We start from the raw sequence: 21401 nt of genomic DNA, 5'->3' as shown, positions 1-21401 counted from the left end.
GCCATCCCGTTGATCGAGTAGGCCCGCCATCCCGTTGATCGAGTAGGCCCGCCAGGGCCGTATCGAGATCCTCGTGCGGGGTTTCGATACGCTCCTTCGTCGCTACTCGACCAGCGGAACCGTCGCTACTCGACCAGCGAGCAACGGTGCTGAGCTCACAGCCGACCGCCAGCGCACTCGAAGGCTCGCGCACTACGCTTGCAGCCGTGGAATCCGTGCTCGCCTTCATCCTCGGCGTCGTCATCATTGTGATCGGCCTTGCCGTGTCGATCGGCCTGCACGAGATCGGCCACCTCGTGCCCGCCAAGCTCTTCGGCGTCAAGGTCACCCAGTACATGATCGGCTTCGGTCCGACCATCTGGTCGCGCAAGAAGGGCGAGACCGAGTACGGCGTCAAAGCCATTCCGCTTGGCGGCTACATCTCGATGATCGGCATGTTCCCGCCCGCCAAGGGCGAGCAGGTGCACGCCGACAGCACCGGGTTCTTCCGCGGACTCGTGCAAGACGCCCGCGATTCGAGTGCCGAGACGATCACGGCGGGCGACGAGCATCGCGCCTTCTACCTCCTGCCCGTGTGGAAGCGCATCATCGTCATGTTCGGCGGACCGCTCATGAACCTGCTGCTTGCGGTCGTGCTCTTCGCGGTGCTGCTCATGGGCTTCGGCGTCACCCAATCCTCGACGACCGTCGGCTCCGTCTCCGCGTGCGCCCTGCCGGCGACGAGTGAACGGCAGACGTGCGAAGCGAGTGACCCTGCCGCGCCCGGCGCGGCAGCCGGCATCGAACCAGGCGACCGCATCGTATCCGTCGCCGGTGAGCCCATCGAGACCTGGGCGGAGTCGACGGCGATCATCCGCGATCATCCGAACGAGCCGGTCGCCTTCATCGTCGAACGCGACGGCGAGACCATCGAGCTCGAGGTGACCCCGATGCTGAGCGAGCGTTTCGTGCTCGACGACAAGGGCCAAGTGGCGACGGATGCCTCGGGCGAGCAGCTGACCGTGCAGGCCGGGTTCGTCGGCATCGGCGCTGCGAGCGAGACCGTGCAGCAACCGGTGACCGCCGTGCTGCCCGCCGTCGGTGAGAACGTCGCCGGCGTCGCCGGCATCATCCTGAACCTGCCGCAGCGCATCATCGACGTCGCCAATGCCGCATTCGGCCCGGAAGAGCGCGACCCCAACGGGCCGATGTCCGTCGTCGGCGTCGGCCGGCTCGCCGGCGAGATCGCGACGATCGACGAGATCCCGATCGCCTCGAAGGCGGCGACCATGGTCGGCATCCTCGGTTCACTGAACATCGCGCTCTTCGTGTTCAACATGATCCCGCTGCTGCCCCTCGACGGCGGCCACATCGCGGGTGCGCTCTGGGAAGGCATCCGTCGCGGCTTCGCCAAGCTCTTCCGCCGCCCTGACCCGGGCCCCGTCGACCTGGCAAAGCTGATGCCGGTCACCCTCGCGGTCGTCGTCGTGTTCGGCGCGATGAGCGCGCTGCTCATCTACGCCGACATCGTCAAGCCGGTGCAATTCTTCTGAGCCGGGTGCCGATCGCGTCCATCGCGTGCCAGATCAACTCGTACTCCCTGCGGAGTAGCGGGTGAGCCTCCGCGGGGCCGATTCCAGCCGTCGCCGCCGGCGATACGATCGGGGGATGCCTGTGCCGCCGTGGGTGGACCACCAGTGGGATGGTCGCCCCGAACGATTCCGGCCGCCGCCGGGCTTCGTGCTGTTCGCGCCGGTCATCATCAGCCTGCTCGTGCAGGTGCCCGCCGCGATCGGCATCGCGGTGTGGACCGGCGTGCCATGGGCGGCCGCGATCGGCCAGGTGGCGCTCGCCGCGGCAGGCCCGCTCGCCCTGCTCGGCGCCCGACGATACCCGGGCCCGACGGTCGCCGTCGTCGCGGCCGTCGCGCTCGCCGATGTCGTGCTCGCTCCCGACGTCGGGCCGCCGTACATCGCGCTCGCTTTCGCGATCGTGCTCGCCGTCGCGCGCGGTGCCGTAGTTTGGGCGGTCGCCTCAGTCGTGGTGGCCTGGGCCGCGGCGATCGTGCTCGGTTCGATGATCGGGCTCTCGTGGCATCCGTTCCGCGTCGCGTTCACGACCCTCGCACTCGCCGTCTGCTTCGGCATCGGCTGGTTCGTGCGGACCCGCCGCTCGCGCGCGTCGGCGTACCGCGCCGAGGCGATGCGCCGACGCCAGAGCGCGGAAGAGCGAGAGCGCGTGCGCATCGCCCGCGAACTGCACGACGTCATCGGCCACGCACTCTCGCAGATCAACGTGCAGGCCAGTGTCGGGCTGCACCTCATGGACCGCGACACCGAACAGGCCCGGGCGGCGCTCGGCAACATCAAGGAGACGTCGAAGTCCGCGCTCGAAGAGGTGCGCGCCGTGCTCGGCGTCATCCGAGACGGTGAGGCACCGCTCGCGCCGCAGGCCGAGCTCGCCGAGTTGCCGAGGCTCGTGCGCGGCATCCGCTCGCCCGGCCTCGACGCGCAGCTCGTCGACCGATTGGCCGAGTCGCCGCGCCGCGCGGTGCAATTCGCGGGGTATCGCATCGCGCAAGAGGCACTCACGAACGTCGTGCGGCACGCCGGTGCGTCTCACGCGACCGTCATGGTCGAGCGAGACGGCGATGAGTTCGTGCTCACCGTCGAGGACGACGGCACCGGTGTCGACGCCGGAACCGCGGGCCGCGACGGTAGCGGCGTGCTCGGCATGCGTGAGCGCGCGGCACTTCTCGGCGGCACGGTCGAGCTCGGGCCGTCGTCGCTCGGCGGCACCCGCGTCACCGCCCGGCTGCCCTGGGGAGGGGTCGCATGATCCGCGTCGCGCTCGCCGACGACCAGATCCTCGTGCGTGCGGGGTTCCGCGCGCTGCTCGAATCGGAAGACGACGTCGAGGTCGTCGGAGAGGCCTCGAACGGTGAGGAGCTGCTCGAACTCGTGCGACGCGAATCCGTCGACGTCGTGCTCATGGACATCCGCATGCCCGGCAGCGACGGCCTCTGGGCGACCGAGCAGATCGCCGCCGACCCGAAACTCGCCGGAGTACGCGTCGTCATCGTGACGACCTTCGAGCTCGACGAATACGTCGCGCGGGCCGTACGTGCGGGTGCGAGCGGATTTCTCGTGAAGGACACCGAGCCCGTCGACCTCATCCGTGCGGTGCGGGTCGTCGCGAGCGGTGAGGCGCTTCTGTCGCCGGGGGTCACGAAGCGATTGCTCGAACGCATGTCGGTCGGCCTTCGCGACGCCCCCGATGAAGAACGGCTCGCCGCGCTGACCGACCGCGAGCGCGAGGTGTTGCGCCTCGTCGGCCTCGGGCTCACGAACGACGAGATCGCGGGCCGGCTCGTGCTCAGCCCGCTCACTGCGAAGACGCACGTCTCGCGCATCATGTCGAAGCTGCACGCTCGCGATCGGGTGCAGCTCGTCGTCGTCGCCTACGAGTCGGGGCTCGTCGCGCCGGGCTGGCAGTAGCCGAGGCATCCGCTCGCTCACGGTCGTGCGGAAGCCGGGGGAGGAAGAGGGACAGGCCGTCAGGAGCAGGCCAAGCCCCCGACATGCTCCCCGGGGAGCATCCGAAGTGACTCCGCCGGGCGGATTCGCGGATGTCTCGCGCTCGCGAGACTCGAATCGACGGTCTGAACCGCAGACCGCACGATCACTGGAGTCATCATGCTCGCCACCCTCGCCACCACCGCGGTGGTCACCCACGCCGGCCCCTGGGCGGCCGGCTTCGGATGGGCCTTCTTCCTCATCCCGATCTTCTGGTTCCTCGTCATCGGCCTGATCGTCTTCCTGGTCACCCGCAGCCGGCGCCGCCACTGGGCGCACGGCGCACCCGACGGTTCGTACGGCCCGCCGTGGATGCGCGGCGCCGCCGCGGGTGCCGAGTCGACGCTCGCCGAGCGCTTCGCCAAGGGAGACATCGACGAGACCGAGTACCGCGCCCGCCTCGAGGTGCTGCGCGCCAACCGGCCGAACGCCTGACCGCTTCGGTCGAGTGGCGGATGTCGCAGCATCCGCCCCTCGACCGAACACGGCGCTACGTGTCGAGCGCCCGCTGCAGCGCGGCGGCCTGATGCCGGTAGCCGACCGTCTCGTAGCCGACGATCACGACGAGCGGCGCACACGCCGTCAGCACGATGCCCGCGCCCATACTCGCACCGGCGACGACCGCGAGGAGCGCGATGCCGAGCATCGCCATGCTGAGCACGAACAGCAGGATGTGGAACCGGTCGAGTTCGCGCAGGAGCAGCGAATAGATCGTGAAGAGCGCGACGAGGAAGATTGCGACGGGTACGATCAGCGTCGACAGTGCCGCGATTTCGCCGATGTGCGCTTCGCCCTCGATCACGTACGCGGCGACGTGCAGTCCGGCGCCGGTCGCCGCGATCGAACCGAAGATCGCGAGCTGGCTGTAGCCCCACACGAACCCGCGCTCCCGGAATCGCTGCAGCACTTTGCCCGATGGCATTGTGAAGTAGACCCACCACATCCCGAAGGCGAGCAGCGTGCCGCCGAACGCGACGAGGGCCGCTTCGAGCGACCAGCTCTGTTCCTCCACCACGGCCGAAATGGCCAGGATCGTGCCGAGCACGACCTCGCCGAGCGTGATGATGACGAGCAGGCTGTAGCGTTCGGCGATGTGGTGCCCGTGCCACGGTGTGCCGCCGACGCGGCGTTCGATCAAGTACGGCCCGAGCAGCTCGAGCGTGCCGAGCAGCGCGAAGATCCCGAGCATGACGGGCAGCGACGGGTTGATGAAGATGGTCGACACCCAGCCGACCTGGATGGCGACGATCACGATCGCGTAGGCGAGCGCCGATCGCCGGTGCGCGGGGGAGTCTCGCGCGACCCTCAGCCACACCGCGACGGCCGCGAGCCGCATGATCACGTAGCCGGTGACCACCACCCCGGTGTCGAGGTGATCGCCCTCGTCGATCGAAGTGAACACCGCCGGAAGCCCGAGTGCGAGCACGAGTACGCCGAGCATCTGCACCATCGTCGCGATGCGGAAGAAGACGTCGTCGGTGTCGTAGGCCGAGGCGAGCCACGCGTAGTTGATCCAGGCGAGGCAGATCGCGAAGACGGCGATCGCGAATCCGATGATGGCGGGAACGAAGTGCCCGATCTCGAGCAGGTGCGCGGCCTGCGTTCCAGCCTGGCTGAACGCCACCACGAAGGTGAGATCGAAGAGCAGTTCGAGTGGTGTGGCGGTGCGGTGCGGCTCATCGGGGTCGCGGCCGACCATGCGCCGCAGCCGATGGTCGAGTGGCGGATGCGTCGGGGTGGTCATGCCGATATCGTCGCACGCGGGGGCGCGACGGGGCGCCACCGTGCGCGTCAGCGCGAGAGGAGCAGTGCCTCGCCCTGTCCGCCGCCGCCGCAGAGCGCGACGGCCGCGCGGCCCGTGCCGCGACGGGAGAGCTCGAGCGCGGCGTGCAGCGCGAGCCGTGCGCCTGATGCTCCGATGGGATGCCCGACCGCGATGGCGCCGCCGTGCACGTTGACGATGTCGGCCGAGACGCCGAGCTCACGCGTCGACTCGAGTGAGACTGCCGCGAAGGCCTCGTTGATCTCGATGAGGTCGAGCTCGGCCGCCGTGCCACCGGACTTCTCGAGCGCTGCGGCGATCGCGTTGGCGGGCTGCGCGTGCAGCGAATTGTCGGGGCCGGCGACCTGGCCGGCTGCGCCGACGAGCGCGAGCCAGGGCAGCCCGCGGGCCTCGGCCCATTCGCGGCTCGCCACGACGACGGCGGCAGCACCGTCGGAGAGCGGCGATGAGTTGCCCGCGGTGATCGTGCCCTCTGCGGTGAACGCAGGTCGGAGTTTCGCGAGCACCTCGACGGTCGAGTCGGGACGCACTCCCTGGTCTTCGGCGACGATCAGGGGGGCGCCTTTGCGCTGGGGAATCTCAACCGGCACGATCTCGTCGGCGAAGACGCCGTCGGCCTGTGCAGCGCCGGCGCGCTTGTGCGATGCAGCCGCGATCTCGTCTTGCGCCGCGCGCGTGATCTCGTAACGGCCGTTGAACCGTTCGGTCGAGGCGCCCATGGATTCGTGGTCGAAGGCATCGGTGAGTCCATCGTTGGCTGCGTGGTCGAGCATCTCCCACGAGCCGTACGCTTGGCCGCGACGCGAGCCGGGTAGCAGGTGCGGCGCATTGGTCATCGATTCCTGACCACCGGCCACAACGACGGATGCCTCGCCGAGGCGGATGAGCCTCGCGGCATCCGTGATGGCGACGAGGCCCGACAGGCAGACCTTGTTGACGGTCGTGGCTGGAACCCGCCACGGGATGCCGGCGGCAACCGCCGACTGCTTCGCGGGGTTCTGGCCGGCGCCCGCCTGGAGCACCTGGCCCATGATCACGGCGTCGACGTCGTCGGGGGAGACCCCGGCCTTCTCGAGTGCGCCGCGGATGGCGACGGTGCCGAGCTCGACCGCCGTCTGGCCCGCGAGGTTGCCGTTGATGCGGGCGAACGGGGTGCGTGCGCCGGCGATGATGACGACGTCGGGGATGCTCATTACCAGGACTCCTTCGTTCGGGTTGCGAGCGTTGCGGCTCTGAGCCTATTGTACTTACCTGAGACCTGAACCAGCTGTCAGGTTGACTGAACGCAGCAAGTCGATCCACCCCACGTTCCAGCCATTCACTGTTGAGAGGCACAACCCATGCGAGCTACGAAGAAGTACCTCGCGACGGCCGTCATCGCCGCCGCGACCATTGCACTGGTCGGGTGCGCCCCGACCGCCACCGGCGGCACCGAGTCGACGGATGCCGCCGCCCCCGTGAAGGTGGCGATGCTCACGAGCCAGACCGGACCGCTCGCCGCGTACGGTGCCGCCTACACGGCGGGCTTCGAGGCCGGCCTCGACTACGCGACCGACGGCACCGGCACGGTCGACGGCCGCGAACTCGAGATCGAGTGGGCCGACGACCAGGGCAACCCCGACACCGCCGTCTCGAAGGCGAAGGACTTCATCGGTCAGGGCTACCAGATCCTCGCGGGCACCGCCGCATCGGGCATCGCCACCGCGCTCGCCGAGCAGGCCGCGCAGAACCAGATCCTCTACATCTCGGGCCCCGCGGCCGCCGACGCCATCACCGGCGTCAACGAGTACACCTTCCGCTCGGGCCGCCAGACCTACCAGGACGTCGCCACCGCGGGCACCTTCATCGGCGACCCGGCCGGCAAGAAGGTCGTCGTCTTCGCGCAGGACAACGCCTTCGGCCAGGGCAACCTCGCCGGCGTGCAGGCCGTGCTCGGCGGCCAGGGCGCGACCGTCGAGGGAGTGCTCGTCGCCGAGGATGCGACCGAGTTCACGCCCTTCGCGCAGCAGCTCGTCGACGCGGCACCCGACCTCGTGTTCGTCGCGTGGGCCGGCGCCTCCTCGGGAGCCATGTGGACCGCGCTCTCGCAGCAGGGCGTGTTCGACCAGGTGCCCGTCGTGACGGGCCTCGGCGACGTCGCGACCTACGGAGCCTACGGCGACGCCTCGAGCGACATCTCGTTCCTGAACCACTACTTCGGCGGTGCAGCGGGCACCGATGCCGAGGCCGCGATGATCGAGCACCTCGAGGCCGCGGGCGCCACCGCCGACCTCTTCTCGCCCGACGGCTTCGTGGCGGCGCAGATGATCGTGCAGGCCGTGCGCGAGGGCGGCGACACCGTCGACGGCATGATCGCCGCGCTCGAGGGCTGGACCTTCGACTCGGTGAAGGGCGAGATCACGGTTCGCGCCGAGGACCACGCCATGATCCAGCCGATGTACCAGGCGAAGCTCGTGCAGGACGGAGCGAACTGGGTGCCCGAACTCGTCGACACCGTCGACGCCGAATCGGTGGCACCGCCGGTCGCCGGCAAGTGACCTGCGCGGCGGCCGTGCCCTCGAGCACGGCCGCCGCTCTCCATCCGACTCGCAGTAAGGCGACCATGACCCACGACGCGATGCTCAGCCTCGAGCACATCGGCCTCCGTATCGGCGGCGCCCGCATCCTCCACGACGTCTCGCTCGACGTGGCGGCCGGGGAGATGCTCGGGGTGATCGGCCCCAACGGTGCCGGCAAGACCACCCTCTTCAACGTCATCTCCGGCGTCATGCGCCCCACCGACGGCCGCGTCGTGCTCGACGGCGCCGACGTCACGCGGGAGCCGATCCACCGCCGGGCGGCGGCCGGCCTCGGCCGCACCTTCCAAACGTCGAGCCTCTTCGCCGCACTCAGCGTGCGGGAGAACGTGCGGCTCGCCGCTCAGGCCCACCTCGGCGGCGCGACCTCGGTCTTCCGGCTGCCGCGGGCGACGGATGCCGCGAGCGCACGTGCGCTCGAGTGCCTCGCCGAGGTCGGGCTCGAGCACCGGGCCGATGCCCAGGCCTCCGGCCTCGCGCACGGCGAGAAGCGCAAGCTCGAGATCGCCATGCTCATCGCGACCGACCCCAAGGTGATCCTGCTCGACGAGCCCATGGCCGGGGTCGCCTCCGGCGACGTGCCGGCGCTCACCGAGGTGATCCGCGGACTCCACCGCGGCGGTCGTACCGTGCTCATGGTGGAGCACCACATGGAGGTCGTGCTCGGCCTCGTCGACCGGGTCGCGGTCATGCATCACGGCGAACTGCTCGCCGTCGACACCCCGGAGGCCGTCATGGCGAACCCGACCGTGCAGTCCGCCTACCTCGGGGAGGCGGTGTGAGCACCGCGACCTCGGCCGCACCCATCCTCACGGTCAGGGGCCTCTCCGGGCGCATCGCCGGTCAGCAGGTCGTCGAGGACGTCTCCTTCGAGGTGGCGGCCACGGGGGTCACTGCCCTGCTCGGCCGCAACGGCGTCGGCAAGACCTCGACGATCAAGTCGATCCTCGGCCTCATCGACCGGAGCGGCGAGGTGCTGCTCGACGGCGATCGCATCGACCGCCTCCCGACCCACCGCATCGTGCAGCAGGGCGTCGGCTACGTGCCGGAGGACCGCGAGGTCTTCGGTTCGCTCACCGTCGCCGAGAACCTCAGGCTCGCCGAGCGCGACGACCGGCCCCGCCGCGAGTACATCGCCGAGCTCTTCCCCGATATCCACGACCGCCGCGCGCAACGCGCGGGCACGCTCTCCGGAGGGCAGCAGCAGATGGTCTCCCTCGCCCGAGCCCTCGTCAACGAGAACCGGCTCCTGCTCGTCGACGAACCCACCAAGGGGCTCGCCCCGAAGATCGTCGACGAGGTCGCCGCGGCGCTCGGCGAAGCGGCGCGCACCGTGCCGATGCTCCTCGTCGAGCAGAACCTGCACGTCATCCGCGCGCTCGCCGACCGGGTCGTCGTGCTCTCGGGCGGCCGTGTCGTCTTCGCGGGCGAGGCCGCAGACCTCCTCGACGACGAGGACCGCATCCAGCGCTACCTCGGCGTGCACGACGCCGACGCCGACGCGACTGAGGAGGGTGCCCGATGAGCACGATCGTCCTCCTCGTCATCACAGGCCTCGGCCTCGGCGCGCTCTACTTCCTCGTCGCGAGCGGCCTCTCCCTCATCTACGGACTCATGGGCGTCCTGAACTTCGCCCACGGCTCGTTCCTCACGATCTCGGCCTTCATCGGCTGGGAGGTCGGGCGCCGCGTCTCCGACGGGACCTGGTGGGGGCTCGCGCTCTCGGCACTCGTCGGCATCGCCGTCGGCGCCATCGTCGCGGCGCTCACGGAGTACCTGTTGATCCGGCGGCTCTACGAACGCCACATCGAGCAGGCGCTCGTGACCGTCGGCCTCTCGCTCGCGAGCGTCGCCCTCTTCGAGGGCATCTGGGGCACCGACCCGATCTACACCGAGAAGCCCGCCTGGCTCGGCCAGACGACGATGATCCTCGGCGCGAAGATCCCGAACGATCGCTTCCTCCTCATCGCCTGCGCGCTGCTCGTGCTGGGCGGCATCGTGCTCTTCCTCCGGAGGACCAGGTACGGCCTCATCATCCGCGCCGGCGTCGAGAACCGCTCGATGGTCACCGCGCTCGGCATCGACGTGCGCCGCTCGTTCACGCTCGTCTTCGCGATCGGCGGCGCGGCCGCGGGACTCGGCGGAGTGCTCGCCTCGGTGTACTACGGCTACGTCTCGGCCCACCTCGGATCGACGTTGCTCATCTTCGCGTTCATCGTGACGGTGATCGGCGGGCTCGGCTCGCTCACGGGTGCCGCGATCGCCTCGGTGCTCGTCGCCGTGCTGCAGCAGTTCGCCAACTTCTACCTCGGCGGCACGGGCGACCTGGTCGTCGTGATCGCGCTCGCCGCGGTGCTGCTCATCCGCCCGCGCGGACTGATGGGGAAGGTCGCATGACAGACCGACAGGGCACGGCCCGCCAGACGACGGATGCCGCGGCATCCACTCCATCGACGGAAGCCGCGGCATCCACCACCTCCACGGCACCGGCGGGCGCCGGGGCATCCGCTCGGAAGAGCCTGTGGCTCGCACTCGGCGGGGCGGCGCTCGTGGTGCTGCTCGCGCTGCTGCCGCTCCTCGCGATCGACATCCCGGGCGTGCTGCCCGGCCCGACGTACACGCCGGGCACGCTGCAGCTGCTCGCCTACGCGATGCTCATCGCCGCCCTGGCCCTCAGCTACCGCATGATGTTCGGCCTCGCGGGACTGCTGTCGTTCGGCCACGCGCTCTTCTTCGCGGCGGGCGCCTACGGACTCGGCATGACCCTCGACGCGTTCGCACCGGTGGCCTGGCCGAGCGAGCTCATCTTCCTCGGCTCGATCGTCGTCACGCTCGTCTTCGGGCTCGTGCTCGCGGCGACCGTGGGGGCGCTCGCCCTGCGGGTCACCGGCATCTCGTTCGCGATGGTGACGCTCGCGTTCGCCCAGGCGGGTTCGGTGATCATCCGGCGCAATCCGGGCGGAGCGACGGGCGGCGACGAGGGCCTCTCGCTCGACATCGCGAACGTGCCGGGTGCGCTCGTCGGCGTGCTGAACACCCGCAACCTCTACTGGGTGGCGCTCGGCGTGCTCGTCTTCGTGTACCTCGTGGTGCTCTGGGTCGAGCAGAGCCGGGCCGGCCACGTCGCCGAGGCGACGCGCGAGAACGAGCTGCGCGTGCGCGTGATCGGCATCCGCCCCTACACCGTGAAGCTCCTGATCTTCATCGTGGCCTCCGTGCTCGCCGCCGTCGCCGGCATGGGCTACCTGCTGCTGCAGTCGGGCGCCTCGCCGCGTGTCGCGACGGCCGACTTCACGCTGACCCTGCTCGTCATCGTCGTGCTCGGCGGAGTGGGGTATCGCTGGGGTGCGATCGTGGGCGGTATCGTCTACACACTGCTCGACCAGCGCCTGACGGCGCTCGCAGGCTCGGACGCGATCGCGGCCCTGCCGGATGTGCTCCGGATCCCGCTCTCCGAGCCGTTGTTCATTCTGGGAACGCTCTTCATCCTCGTGGTGCTGTTCCTGCCCGGGGGGATCGCGGGGCTCCCGCAGCGCCTCCGCACCGGGCGGAAGCAGCACCCGGCCGAAGCGGAGGAGGCCGCAGATGCCTGACGCACTCCACACGCTCGGACGGTGGACGCGCGATCGCGCCCGCGCCACCCCCGAACGCGTCGCGATCGACGACCGCGGCGTCGTGGTCAGCTACCGCGAACTCGACGACCGGGCCGAACGGCTCGCGGCGGCGTTCCGTGCCGCGGGCTTCGCCATCGGCGATCGGGTCGCCACCCTCACCGGCAACAGCGCCGATCACGTCGTGCTGTTCTTCGCGTGCGCCAAGGCCGGCCTCGTGCTCGTGCCGCTCTCGTGGCGCCTCGCTCCGCGAGAGCTCGCGACCCAGCTCGAGATCGCCGATCCCGCGCTGCTCCTCATCGAGAGCGAGTTCGAGTCGCTCGCCCGGGCGACGCTCTCCCGTGTCATCCGCGTCATCCCCACCGCTGCGCTCGGCGCGCACGGCGTCGAGGCCGAGATGCCCGCGCCGGCGAGACACGGAGCCTCGGCGCCATCCGCTCGCACCGAGGTCGCCGACGACGACGCGCTGCTCATCATCTTCACCTCGGGCACCACGGCGACGCCGAAGGGCGCCGTGCTCACGCACGCCAACTGCTTCTGGACGAACCTCTCGTTCTCGCGCATCTCGGAGCTCCGCGCGGCCGACACCGTGCTCGCGGTCATGCCGCAGTACCACGTGGGCGGATGGAATATCCAGCCGCTCCTCGCGTGGTGGACCGGAGCGACCGTCGTGCTCGAGCGCACCTTCGATCCGGGTCGGGTGCTGCACCTCATCCAGGACCGCGGCATCACGTCGATGATGGGCGTGCCCGCGAACTACCTCTTCCTCGCCCAGCATCCCGACTTCGCCCGCACCGACCTCTCGAGTCTCGAGCACGCGATCGTCGGGGGAGCGCCCATGCCACCCGCGCTCCTGCGCGCCTGGCACTCGCGCGGGGTCGCGCTCGCCCAGGGTTATGGACTGACCGAGGCGTCGCCCAACGTGCTGTGCCTTCCCGACGAAGACGCACAGAGCCGCGCCGGATCGGCGGGCAAGCCCTACCCGCACGTCGACGTCGCGGTCGCCGACCCGGTGACCGGTGAACGCCTCGACGGCGACGCAGAGGGCGAGCTGCTCGTGCACGGGCCGTCGGTCTTCGCCGGGTACTTCCGAGATCCCGCCGGCACGGCGGCCGCGCTGCACGACGGGTGGCTGCACACCGGCGACCTCGTGCGCCGCGACGCCGACGGCTACTTCACGATCGTCGACCGCATCAAGGACGTGTACATCTCGGGCGGCGAGGGCATCGCCCCAGCCGAGGTCGAAGCCGTGCTCCAGAGCCACCCCGCCGTCGCCGACGTCGCCGTCGTGGGAGTTCCCGACGAGCGCTGGGGCGAATCCGGCGTGGCCTGGGTGGTCGTCGGTCGAGGGCGGGTGACGGATGCCGCCGAGCTCATCGAGTTCGCCCGCGCCTCGCTCGCCCGGTTCAAGGTGCCGCGCGAGGTGCACCTCGTGGACGAACTGCCGCGGTCGACGGCCGGCAAGGTGCTGCGGCGGGTGCTCGCCGAGCGCGCGACCGCGATCGCCGACGCCGGGGCCGACGCCCACAGCGGCGCCGAGCCCGCCACCACGCATCACCGAGAGGACGCACGATGAGTGCAGCACCCCGAACCGCACGTGGCGAGAAGACCCGGCGCCGTCTGCTCGAGGCGGCCGAGCACGTCTTCGCTGCACACGGCTACCACGAGGCATCCGTCTCGCGCATCACCGACCGCGCAGGCGTCGGCCAAGGCACCTTCTACCTGTACTTCGCCACGAAGCTCGACATCTTCAACGAGCTCGTCGAAGACCTGAACCATCGGGTGCGCCAGGCCATGAGCGAGGGCACACGCGGCGCGGCGAACCGCATCGAGGCCGAGCGTGCGGGGTTCGCGGCGTTCTTCCGGTTCACGGCGGAGCACCCTGCGCTCTACCGTGTCGTGCGCGAGGCCGAACTCGTCTCGCCCGACGCGCTGCGCCTGCACTACACGCGCATCGTCGACGGGTACATCGACGGGCTCCGCGAGGCGAGCGAAGACGGTGAGATCGGCGACATCGATCCGACCGTGGCGGCATGGGCGCTCATGGGCATCGGCGAGATGATCGGCATGCGCTGGGTGCTCTGGGGCGACGGCGACGCAGCGCCCGGCGACGACGCCGACCCGACCGCGAGCGGCACCCGTGCCGTGCCGCCCGAGGTGCTCGACGAGATGATGCGCTTCGTCGAGGGGGCGCTCGGCCGACCCTCGGCCGACGGGCGGGCGACCGATCGCACGGGCTCCGGCGCACAGACCGCCGATCGCGCTCCGGCGAACGACGACGACATCGAACCGCGCAGCGACGCGGCCGGCAAGGAGGAATCGTGACCGATCTCAGCGGGCGCCGAGCGCTCGTCACCGGGGGAGCGAGCGGCATCGGTGAGGCCTGCGCCCGCGCGTTCGCCGAAGCGGGCGCGCACGTCACCATCGCCGACCTCAACGGCGAGGCCGCCGAGCGCGTCGCGGCCGAGCTCGGAGGTGAGGCGTGGCAGGTCGACCTCGGCGACACCGCCGCGCTCGCCGACCTCTCGCTCGATGCCGACATCCTCGTCAACAACGCGGGCATCCAGCACGTGCGCCCGATCGAGGAGTTCGAGCCCGAGCGCTTCGCGTTCATCTTGCGGCTCATGCTCGAGTCGCCGTTCCTGCTCATCAGGGCCGCACTGCCCGGCATGTACGCACGCGGCTTCGGCCGGGTCATCAACATCTCGAGCGTGCACGGGCTGCGCGCCTCGCCGTTCAAGTCGGCCTACGTGGCGGCCAAGCACGGCCTCGAGGGTCTCTCGAAGGTCACCGCCCTCGAGGGCGGCCCGCACGGCGTCACGTCGAACTGCATCAACCCCGCCTACGTGCGCACGCCCCTCGTCGAGCGGCAGATCGCCGATCAGGCGAAGGTGCACGGCATCTCCGAAGACGAGGTGGTGCCCAAGGTCATGCTGACGGAGTCGGCCGTCAAGCGGCTCGTCGAGCCCGAGGAGGTCGCAAGCCTGGCCCTGTGGCTCGCGGGCCCGGCCGCCGGCATGGCGACGGGCGCCAGCTACACGATCGACGGCGGATGGAGCGCACGGTGACGTCGACGGCCTTCGCCGCGCCCGTCGAGGGCGGCCTGCTCGCGGGCGGCCAATGGCGAGCGGATGCCGCCGGCCTTCCCGTGCTCGCCGTGCACGGCATCTCGGCGACCCACCGCAACTGGGATCTCGTGGCCGATGGCCTCGCCGAGCGGAGGGTGATCGCCCCCGACCTGCGCGGTCGTGGCCGCAGCAACGCGCTGCCGGGACCGTACGGCCTCGAGCGCCACGCCGACGACGTGGCCGCGGCCCTCGACGCCCTCGGCGTCGACCGGGTCTACGTGCTCGGCCACTCGATGGGTGCGTTCGTCTCGGTGCGATTCGCCGAACGCCACCCCGATCGGGTCGCGGGCATCGCGCTCGTCGACGGCGGGCTGCCGGTGCCGAACCCCGAGGGCGTGCCCGACGAGGAACTGCCGGCGCTGCTGCTCGGCCCAGCGCTCGAGCGCCTCTCCATGACCTTTCCCGATCGGGCCGCGTACCTCGACTTCTGGCGGCGGCATCCGGCGCTCGGACCGTACTGGAACGCCTCGATCGAGGCATACGTCGAGTACGACCTCGACGGCGTCGAGCCGAGCCTCAGGAGCTCGGCGGTCGCTGCCGCCGTCGTGGAGAACGCCGTGCAGCTCGACGGCGCGAGCGGATACCTCGAAGCGCTCCGGGCGTTGGCCGGGCCGGTCGACTTCTTCCGCGCTCCTCGCGGACTGCAGGACGAGGCTCCGCTCTACCCCGAGGCGCTCGTCGCCGAGTGGGCCGAGCGGATGCCGCAGCTCGTCGTGCACGACGTCGCCGACGTCAACCACTACACGATCGTCATGACCGAGCCCGGCGCGGGTAGCGTGATCCCTGTGATCCGTGCCCGCATCGAGGCGGCGGAAACACAGGAAGGTGCATCGTGACACTCGACAAAGTCGTCGGGTCCGCTCAAGAGGCGGTCTCCGACATCCCTTCGGGCTCAAATCTCGCCGTCGGCGGATTCGGGCTCTGCGGCATCCCGATGGTGCTGATCCAGGCCCTGCTCGACGCAGGGGTCGACGGGCTCTCCGTCGTCTCGAACAACTGCGGCGTCGACGACTGGGGGCTCGGCGTGCTGCTCGCGAAGCAGCGCATCGCCAAGATGACCTCGTCGTACGTCGGCGAGAACAAGGAGTTCGAGCGGCAGTACCTCTCGGGTGAGCTCGAGCTCGAGCTCACGCCGCAGGGAACGCTCGCCGAGAAGCTGCGAGCCGGAGGCAGCGGCATCGCGGCCTTCTTCACCCAAACCGGCGTGGGCACGCAGGTCGCCGAGGGCGGGCTGCCCCGGCGATACCACGCCGACGGCACGATCGCTGTCGCGAGCCCGGTGAAGCCCGTGCAGACGTTCGACGTCGCGGGGGTGGCCCGCGAGTTCGTGCTCGAAGAGGCGATCACGACCGACTTCTCGCTCGTGCACGCGCTGAAGGGCGACCGGTACGGCAATCTCGTCTTCGACAAGTCGGCTCGCAACTTCTCGCCGCTCGCGGCGATGGCCGGGCGCGTCTGCATCGCACAGGTCGAGGAGATCGTCGACGCCGGCGAGATCGACCCCGATGCCGTGCACCTGCCGGGCATCTACGTCGACCGCATCGTGGTCGTCGGCCACGAGATCGAGAAGCGCATCGAACGTCGCACCGTGCGAGAGGGGAACTGAGATGGCACTGACCCGCCTCGAGATGGCCGCCAGGGCCGCCCATGAACTCGCCGACGGCTCCTACGTGAACCTCGGCATCGGCCTGCCCACGCTCGTGCCCAACTACGTGCCCAACGGGGTCACGATCCTCCTGCAGTCCGAGAACGGCATCCTCGGCGTCGGACCGTACCCGACCGACGACGCGGTCGACCCCGATCTCATCAACGCCGGCAAGGAGACGGTGACGGTGCTGCCCGGTGCCGCGTACTTCGACTCGGCGACGAGCTTCGGCATGATCCGGGGTGGCAAGATCGACGCCGCCATCCTCGGCGCCATGCAGGTGTCGGCGGCGGGCGATCTCGCCAACTGGATGATCCCCGGCAAGATGGTGAAGGGCCCCGGCGGTGCGATGGACCTCGTGCACGGCGCCCGCAAGGTGATCGTGCTCATGGAGCACGTCGCGAAAGACGGCACCGCGAAGATCGTGAACGAGTGCTCGCTGCCGCTCACCGGGCGCGCGGTCGTGCACCGCATCATCACCGACCTCGCCGTCATCGACGTGACACCCGAGGGCCTCCGGCTCGTCGAGTGCGCGCCGGGGGTGAGCGTCGACGAGGTCGTGGCCGCGACCGAGCCGCCGCTCATCACCTCCTCGCTTGTCGAGTAGGCCCGCCAGGGCCGTATCGAGACCCCCCGGATCCAGCGTCGAGAAAGCAGCATCATGGTCGAAACGATCTTCCCCGGCATCGTCGCGCGCACGGTCGAGACGTCGCGTCTCGTCGCGGGCGTGCTCGAGCGGCGAGCGGATGCCCCGTCGGCGACCGTCGTCTTCGTGCACGGCAACGTCTCGTCGTCGCTGTTCTGGCAGCCGACGATGCTCGCCCTGCCGCCCGGCATCGCGGCGTACGCGGTCGACCTGCGCGGCTTCGGCGACAGCGAGACGCTGCCGGTCGATGCCACTCGCGGCCTGCGGGACTTCTCCGACGACGTGGCATCCGTCATCGACGCCCTCGATCTCGGCGCCGTGCACCTCGTCGGCTGGAGCATGGGCGGCGGCGTGGTCATGCAGCTCCTGCTCGACCGGCCCGAACTCGTGGCGAGCCTCACCCTTCAGTCGACGGTATCGCCGTACGGCTTCGGTGGCACGGCGCTCGACGGTTCGCTGCTCACGACGGATGCCACGGGCACCGGTGGCGGGGGAGTGAACCCCGACTTCGTGGCCCGGCTCGCCGCGGGCGACCGGAGCGACGAACCGGGGTCGCCGCGCGCGGTGTATCGCTCGAGCTACGTGGCGGCGGGCTTCGTCTCGGAGCACGAAGACGTCTGGGTGGAGTCGATGCTCTCGACGGCGACCGGCCCCGACAACTACCCGGGCGATTCGAGCGCCTCCGAGAACTGGCCGGGCTTCGCACCGGGAGCGCGCGGCGTGCTGAACACGATGGCGCCCTCCGTCTTCAACACCGCGGGCATCGTGGACCTCGACCCGAAGCCGCCGATCTTTTGGATCCATGGTGCGCAGGATGCGATCGTAGGTGATGCCTCGTTCTTCGACCTCAACCAGCTCGGCAAGGCCGGCATCATCCCGGGCTGGCCGGGCGACGAGGTGGCACCGGCGCAGCCGATGATCTCGCAGACCCGGGCCGTGCTCACCCGGTACGCCGAGGCCGGCGGCCGGTTCACGGAGCTCGAGCTCGACGAGTGCGGTCACTCGCCCCACCTCGAGCACCCAGACGCGTTCCGCGACGCACTGGTCGCGCACCTCGACTGAGGGCGCGACTATAACCGCCGGTTCTCTCAGATGCGAGGGGGTACCGCAACCCGGCATGCGGCCGAAGACTTGATGCACGGACTGCTCGACGGTCCGGCGGGGTCGATCGTCGGCCGGCTTTCGCACGGCGATCACCTCGAGGCATCCGGTATCGAGGAGGACATCGTGGCCGAAGACGGAGCCAGCACGAAGCTGGCGGATGCCCCGGCACCCGACGACGAGCGCAAGCCAGACTCGTTGCGTGAGGTGACGAAGCGATCGTGGATGTACGTGCTGCGGAAGAGCTTCCGGGAGTTCGTCGACGACGAGTGCCCCGATCGGGCGGCGTCGCTGACCTACTACGGTGTGCTGGCGCTCTTCCCCGGCCTGCTCGCCTTCGCGTCGCTCCTCGCAATCGTCGGCCAGGGTGAAAAAGCGATCAACGCGCTGTTCGAGATCGTGGAGCAGGTCGCTCCAGGCGCTGCGCTCGACGTGATCCGCGAGCCGCTCGAGGACTTCAGCGCCTCGCCGGCCGCGGGATTCGGATTCGTCACCGGTCTCGTGCTCGCGATCTGGTCGACGTCGGGGTACGTGGGGGCGTTCAGCCGGGCGATGAATCGCATCTACGAGATCGACGAGGGTCGTCCGTTCTGGAAGCTGCGGCCGATGCAGCTCGTCGTGACGATCGTCTCGCTCCTGCTGGTCGTCGTCATCGCCGTCATCCTCGTGGTGTCCGGCCCGGTCGTCGACGCCATCGGCGGCGCGCTGGGAATCGGCGAGGCCGTGCAGATCGTCTGGGAGATCGCGAAGTGGCCGCTGCTCGCGCTCGCAGTGATCTTCATCATCGCGCTCCTCTACTACGCGACGCCGAACGCCAAGCAGCCGAAGTTCCGCTGGGTCAGTGTCGGAGCGGTCCTCGCGATCGTGGTGCTCGTGATCGCCTCAGCGGGTTTCGCCCTCTACGTCGCGAACTTCTCGAACTACGACCGCACCTACGGCTCGCTCGCGGGCGTCATCGTGTTCCTCCTCTGGCTCTGGCTTGCGAACATCGCCCTGCTCCTCGGCGCCGAGTTCGACGCGGAGCTCGAGCGCGGACGCCAGCTCCAGGCGGGCATCGAAGCAGAGGAGAACATCCAGCTCCCGCCCCGCGACACTCGAAAGAGCGAGAAGGCCGCGAAGCAGGAGGAGGAGGACGTGGAGCTCGGGCGACGGATCCGGCTCGAGCACTCCGACGACGACACTGCGGGTGAACCGGAACGCACACGGAGTGCGTCGGAAACCGAGCGGGAACAACGCTGAAGCGGACCATCGGCTCCGATACGCAACCCCCGACCTCGGTTCCGCAGGCGCTGGTCGCGCACATGGGCGCTGCCTGAATCGTTATCTTCCGGCATCATCCACGGGACCGGTGACGTGGCACGATCGACTCACACGTGAGGTGCACGTGCGAGAAAGGACTCCACGTGTCTCGACCGCTTCCTTGGGCCGTTGCGGCCATCGCCGTTCTCGTGACGCTCAGCGGCTGCGTCGGAGGGTCCCCAGCGCCCGCGCCGGATGCCGCACCGACGTCGACGGTAACGCCCGAGCCGGCGCTGGAGCCCGTCGACCCGTTGACGACGGTGACGGCGCTCGTCGCAACGCCCGAGGCGCTCGAGCTTCGGGACGACTCCGGGACGGTCGTCGCGTCACTCGACTACCTCGGCGACCCGGCTGAGGCCCTCTCGACGCTCGAGACTGTGTTCGACACCGCCCCGGTGAGCGAGGACTATCCGGGCAATAGTCACTTCACTCCCGGTGTGGTGCATCGCTGGGGTGGCATGGAACTCTGGCAGCCGGAGTACGAGGGTGAAGTGGCTTCGGTGCCCCGCAGCTACTATCTGCCGTCGTTCTTCGTGCGCTTCACCGCCGCGGTGTCCGGCGAGGCCGAGTTGACCACCGCCGACGGGCGTCAGGTCGGCGACCCTTGGGCCGAGCTGCTTGCTGAGCCCGAGCTTCAGACGAACCCGTCAGGGTGCTCGGGTCCGTATCTGGACTTCGTCGAGCTCCCGCGAACGGATTCAGATGGCAACGACTACGTGCAGAGGGTCGCCGTCGAGTTCCGCTCTTCGGATGATGAATCCACTGTGGTTCGGATCGCGGCCCCTGTCGAGGTGCACGAAGACGGCTGCGCCTGACCCGGCATCCGCTTCACAGCCGCCGCCCCTCCACGCGGAAGTAGACTCGACTCGTGCCTGCTGTGAATCTCGGAATGCCCAAAGTCCCTGAGGTACTGGCCCCGCGACGCAAGTCCCGCCAGATCAAGGTGGGCAAGGTGCTCGTGGGCGGCGACGCTCAAGTGAGCGTGCAGTCGATGACCACGACGCCCACGACGAACATCAACGCCACCCTGCAGCAGATCGCCGAGCTCACGGCGTCGGGCTGCGACATCGTGCGCGTCGCGGTGCCGAGCCGCGACGATGCAGAGGCGCTGCCGATCATCGCGAAGAAGAGCCAGATCCCGGTCATCGCCGACATCCACTTCCAGCCGAACTACGTGTTCCAGGCGATCGACGCCGGCTGCGCCGCGGTGCGCGTCAACCCCGGCAACATCCGCAAGTTCGACGACAAGGTCGGCGAGATCGCGGCGGCGGCGAAGGCGGCTGGCGTGAGCCTGCGCATCGGCGTGAACGCCGGGTCGCTCGACCCCCGCCTGCTCGAGAAATACGGCAAGGCGACGCCCGAAGCGCTCGTCGAGTCGGCGGTCTGGGAGGCGAGCCTCTTCGAAGAGCACGACTTCCACGACTTCAAGATCTCGGTCAAGCACAACGACCCGATCGTCATGGTGAAGGCCTACCGCCTGCTCGCCGAGCGCGGCGACTGGCCACTGCACCTCGGCGTCACCGAGGCGGGCCCGGCGTTCCAGGGCACGATCAAGTCGGCCACGGCATTCGGCATCCTGCTCGGCGAGGGCATCGGCGACACCATCCGCGTCTCGCTTTCCGCTCCGCCCGTCGAGGAGATCAAGGTCGGCCTGCAGATCCTGCAGTCGCTGAACCTCCGCGAGCGCAAGCTCGAGATCGTCTCGTGCCCGTCGTGCGGCCGCGCGCAGGTCGACGTGTACAAGCTTGCGAACGACGTGACCGACGGTCTCGAAGGAATGACCGTGCCGCTCCGCGTCGCAGTCATGGGCTGCGTCGTCAACGGTCCCGGCGAGGCTCGGGAGGCCGACCTCGGAGTGGCATCCGGCAACGGCAAGGGGCAGATCTTCGTGAAGGGCGAGGTCATCAAGACCGTGCCCGAGTCTGAGATCGTCGCGACCCTCATCGAAGAGGCCAACCGCATCGCCGACGAGATGGGCGCCGACGCGCCGCTCGGTTCTCCCGAGGTGCTCACCCCGTAGTCGTGAGCGTCGCCCGAGCGTAGGGTGGGCGAAAACGG

Annotated in this window: 21 protein-coding genes; 19 read left to right on the top strand and 2 right to left on the bottom strand. The window is 69.7% G+C overall.

Going from position 1 to position 21401, the window contains the following annotated elements:
- The first annotated feature begins 206 nt into the window (after positions 1 to 206).
- The 4 genes from AC1C2S_RS01005 to AC1C2S_RS00990 all read left to right on the top strand — a co-directional run bounded on the left by AC1C2S_RS01005 (position 207) and on the right by AC1C2S_RS00990 (position 3989).
- The gene (locus AC1C2S_RS01005; protein ID WP_495350677.1) at positions 207 to 1532 is read left to right on the top strand and encodes a M50 family metallopeptidase; all 1326 of its coding nucleotides are present in this window, start codon (positions 207 to 209) and stop codon (positions 1530 to 1532) included.
- Positions 1533 to 1647: 115 nt separating this feature from the next.
- On the top strand, positions 1648 to 2817 hold the full coding sequence (locus AC1C2S_RS01000; RefSeq protein WP_495350676.1) for a sensor histidine kinase: 1170 nt from the start codon (positions 1648 to 1650) through the stop codon (positions 2815 to 2817).
- Positions 2814 to 3476 (top strand): response regulator transcription factor, encoded by a 663-nt coding sequence (locus AC1C2S_RS00995; RefSeq protein WP_495350675.1) that lies wholly within the window; start codon positions 2814 to 2816, stop codon positions 3474 to 3476. The genes AC1C2S_RS01000 and AC1C2S_RS00995 overlap by 4 nt, the downstream gene beginning before the upstream one ends.
- 198 nt (positions 3477 to 3674) lie before the next feature.
- Positions 3675 to 3989 (top strand): SHOCT domain-containing protein, encoded by a 315-nt coding sequence (locus AC1C2S_RS00990; protein ID WP_495350674.1) that lies wholly within the window; start codon positions 3675 to 3677, stop codon positions 3987 to 3989.
- Between the two features lie 55 nt (positions 3990 to 4044).
- Here AC1C2S_RS00990 and AC1C2S_RS00985 read toward each other — a convergent pair whose 3' ends face one another.
- Complete coding sequence (locus tag AC1C2S_RS00985) at positions 4045 to 5298, bottom strand: low temperature requirement protein A (protein WP_495350673.1); 1254 nt, start codon at positions 5296 to 5298, stop codon at positions 4045 to 4047.
- 47 nt (positions 5299 to 5345) lie between these two features.
- Positions 5346 to 6530, bottom strand: coding sequence for an acetyl-CoA C-acetyltransferase (locus AC1C2S_RS00980; protein WP_495350672.1), 1185 nt, complete (start codon positions 6528 to 6530; stop codon positions 5346 to 5348).
- Positions 6531 to 6677: 147 nt separating this feature from the next.
- On the opposite strand from AC1C2S_RS00980, the gene AC1C2S_RS00975 reads away from it, so the two are divergent.
- From AC1C2S_RS00975 to ispG, 15 genes are all read left to right on the top strand, one after another.
- Positions 6678 to 7874 (top strand): substrate-binding domain-containing protein, encoded by a 1197-nt coding sequence (locus tag AC1C2S_RS00975; RefSeq protein WP_495350671.1) that lies wholly within the window; start codon positions 6678 to 6680, stop codon positions 7872 to 7874.
- Between the two features lie 65 nt (positions 7875 to 7939).
- Positions 7940 to 8695, top strand: coding sequence for an ABC transporter ATP-binding protein (locus AC1C2S_RS00970; protein WP_495350670.1), 756 nt, complete (start codon positions 7940 to 7942; stop codon positions 8693 to 8695).
- Positions 8692 to 9438: an ABC transporter ATP-binding protein gene (locus AC1C2S_RS00965; protein ID WP_495350669.1), complete on the top strand. Its 747-nt coding sequence runs from the start codon at positions 8692 to 8694 to the stop codon at positions 9436 to 9438. Before AC1C2S_RS00970 ends, AC1C2S_RS00965 begins: the two co-directional genes overlap by 4 nt.
- Entirely contained in the window at positions 9435 to 10310 is an 876-nt protein-coding gene (locus AC1C2S_RS00960; RefSeq protein ID WP_495350668.1) for a branched-chain amino acid ABC transporter permease, read from the top strand. Before AC1C2S_RS00965 ends, AC1C2S_RS00960 begins: the two co-directional genes overlap by 4 nt.
- On the top strand, positions 10307 to 11506 hold the full coding sequence (locus AC1C2S_RS00955) for a branched-chain amino acid ABC transporter permease (RefSeq protein ID WP_495350667.1): 1200 nt from the start codon (positions 10307 to 10309) through the stop codon (positions 11504 to 11506). The genes AC1C2S_RS00960 and AC1C2S_RS00955 overlap by 4 nt, the downstream gene beginning before the upstream one ends.
- Positions 11499 to 13100 (top strand): class I adenylate-forming enzyme family protein, encoded by a 1602-nt coding sequence (locus AC1C2S_RS00950; protein WP_495350666.1) that lies wholly within the window; start codon positions 11499 to 11501, stop codon positions 13098 to 13100. The genes AC1C2S_RS00955 and AC1C2S_RS00950 overlap by 8 nt, the downstream gene beginning before the upstream one ends.
- The gene (locus AC1C2S_RS00945; RefSeq protein WP_495350665.1) at positions 13097 to 13849 is read left to right on the top strand and encodes a TetR/AcrR family transcriptional regulator; all 753 of its coding nucleotides are present in this window, start codon (positions 13097 to 13099) and stop codon (positions 13847 to 13849) included. The genes AC1C2S_RS00950 and AC1C2S_RS00945 overlap by 4 nt, the downstream gene beginning before the upstream one ends.
- Positions 13846 to 14592: a 3-hydroxybutyrate dehydrogenase gene (locus AC1C2S_RS00940; protein ID WP_375837056.1), complete on the top strand. Its 747-nt coding sequence runs from the start codon at positions 13846 to 13848 to the stop codon at positions 14590 to 14592. Before AC1C2S_RS00945 ends, AC1C2S_RS00940 begins: the two co-directional genes overlap by 4 nt.
- Positions 14577 to 15488: an alpha/beta fold hydrolase gene (locus AC1C2S_RS00935; protein WP_375837055.1), complete on the top strand. Its 912-nt coding sequence runs from the start codon at positions 14577 to 14579 to the stop codon at positions 15486 to 15488. Before AC1C2S_RS00940 ends, AC1C2S_RS00935 begins: the two co-directional genes overlap by 16 nt.
- On the top strand, positions 15485 to 16258 hold the full coding sequence (locus AC1C2S_RS00930) for a CoA transferase subunit A (protein WP_495350664.1): 774 nt from the start codon (positions 15485 to 15487) through the stop codon (positions 16256 to 16258). Before AC1C2S_RS00935 ends, AC1C2S_RS00930 begins: the two co-directional genes overlap by 4 nt.
- Position 16259: 1 nt before the next feature.
- Entirely contained in the window at positions 16260 to 16904 is a 645-nt protein-coding gene (locus AC1C2S_RS00925) for a CoA transferase subunit B (protein ID WP_495350663.1), read from the top strand.
- A gap of 54 nt (positions 16905 to 16958) precedes the next feature.
- Positions 16959 to 18005: an alpha/beta hydrolase gene (locus tag AC1C2S_RS00920; RefSeq protein ID WP_495350662.1), complete on the top strand. Its 1047-nt coding sequence runs from the start codon at positions 16959 to 16961 to the stop codon at positions 18003 to 18005.
- 165 nt (positions 18006 to 18170) lie between these two features.
- A complete protein-coding gene (locus AC1C2S_RS00915; protein ID WP_495353169.1) occupies positions 18171 to 19283 on the top strand; it encodes a YihY/virulence factor BrkB family protein in 1113 nt (370 codons plus the stop codon).
- 164 nt (positions 19284 to 19447) lie between these two features.
- On the top strand, positions 19448 to 20158 hold the full coding sequence (locus tag AC1C2S_RS00910; protein WP_495350661.1) for a hypothetical protein: 711 nt from the start codon (positions 19448 to 19450) through the stop codon (positions 20156 to 20158).
- A 74-nt stretch (positions 20159 to 20232) separates the two neighbouring features.
- A complete protein-coding gene (gene ispG, locus AC1C2S_RS00905; RefSeq protein ID WP_495350660.1) occupies positions 20233 to 21363 on the top strand; it encodes a flavodoxin-dependent (E)-4-hydroxy-3-methylbut-2-enyl-diphosphate synthase in 1131 nt (376 codons plus the stop codon).
- Positions 21364 to 21401 lie beyond the last annotated feature (38 nt).

This window comes from Agromyces sp. Y782, assembly GCF_059445405.1.
This window is presented reverse-complemented; position numbering and strand designations above follow the sequence as displayed.

Coding starts and splice junctions, on each gene's coding strand:
- AC1C2S_RS01000 (WP_495350676.1), top strand. CDS start 1,648: ATGCCTGTGCCGCCGTGGGTGGACCACCAGTGGGATGGTCGCCCCGAA.
- AC1C2S_RS00975 (WP_495350671.1), top strand. CDS start 6,678: ATGCGAGCTACGAAGAAGTACCTCGCGACGGCCGTCATCGCCGCCGCG.
- AC1C2S_RS00955 (WP_495350667.1), top strand. CDS start 10,307: ATGACAGACCGACAGGGCACGGCCCGCCAGACGACGGATGCCGCGGCA.
- AC1C2S_RS00970 (WP_495350670.1), top strand. CDS start 7,940: ATGACCCACGACGCGATGCTCAGCCTCGAGCACATCGGCCTCCGTATC.
- AC1C2S_RS00995 (WP_495350675.1), top strand. CDS start 2,814: ATGATCCGCGTCGCGCTCGCCGACGACCAGATCCTCGTGCGTGCGGGG.
- AC1C2S_RS00935 (WP_375837055.1), top strand. CDS start 14,577: ATGGAGCGCACGGTGACGTCGACGGCCTTCGCCGCGCCCGTCGAGGGC.
- AC1C2S_RS00945 (WP_495350665.1), top strand. CDS start 13,097: ATGAGTGCAGCACCCCGAACCGCACGTGGCGAGAAGACCCGGCGCCGT.
- AC1C2S_RS00920 (WP_495350662.1), top strand. CDS start 16,959: ATGGTCGAAACGATCTTCCCCGGCATCGTCGCGCGCACGGTCGAGACG.
- AC1C2S_RS00990 (WP_495350674.1), top strand. CDS start 3,675: ATGCTCGCCACCCTCGCCACCACCGCGGTGGTCACCCACGCCGGCCCC.
- AC1C2S_RS00950 (WP_495350666.1), top strand. CDS start 11,499: ATGCCTGACGCACTCCACACGCTCGGACGGTGGACGCGCGATCGCGCC.
- AC1C2S_RS00960 (WP_495350668.1), top strand. CDS start 9,435: ATGAGCACGATCGTCCTCCTCGTCATCACAGGCCTCGGCCTCGGCGCG.
- AC1C2S_RS00985 (WP_495350673.1), bottom strand. CDS start 5,298: ATGACCACCCCGACGCATCCGCCACTCGACCATCGGCTGCGGCGCATG.
- AC1C2S_RS00980 (WP_495350672.1), bottom strand. CDS start 6,530: ATGAGCATCCCCGACGTCGTCATCATCGCCGGCGCACGCACCCCGTTC.
- AC1C2S_RS00925 (WP_495350663.1), top strand. CDS start 16,260: ATGGCACTGACCCGCCTCGAGATGGCCGCCAGGGCCGCCCATGAACTC.
- ispG (WP_495350660.1), top strand. CDS start 20,233: ATGCCCAAAGTCCCTGAGGTACTGGCCCCGCGACGCAAGTCCCGCCAG.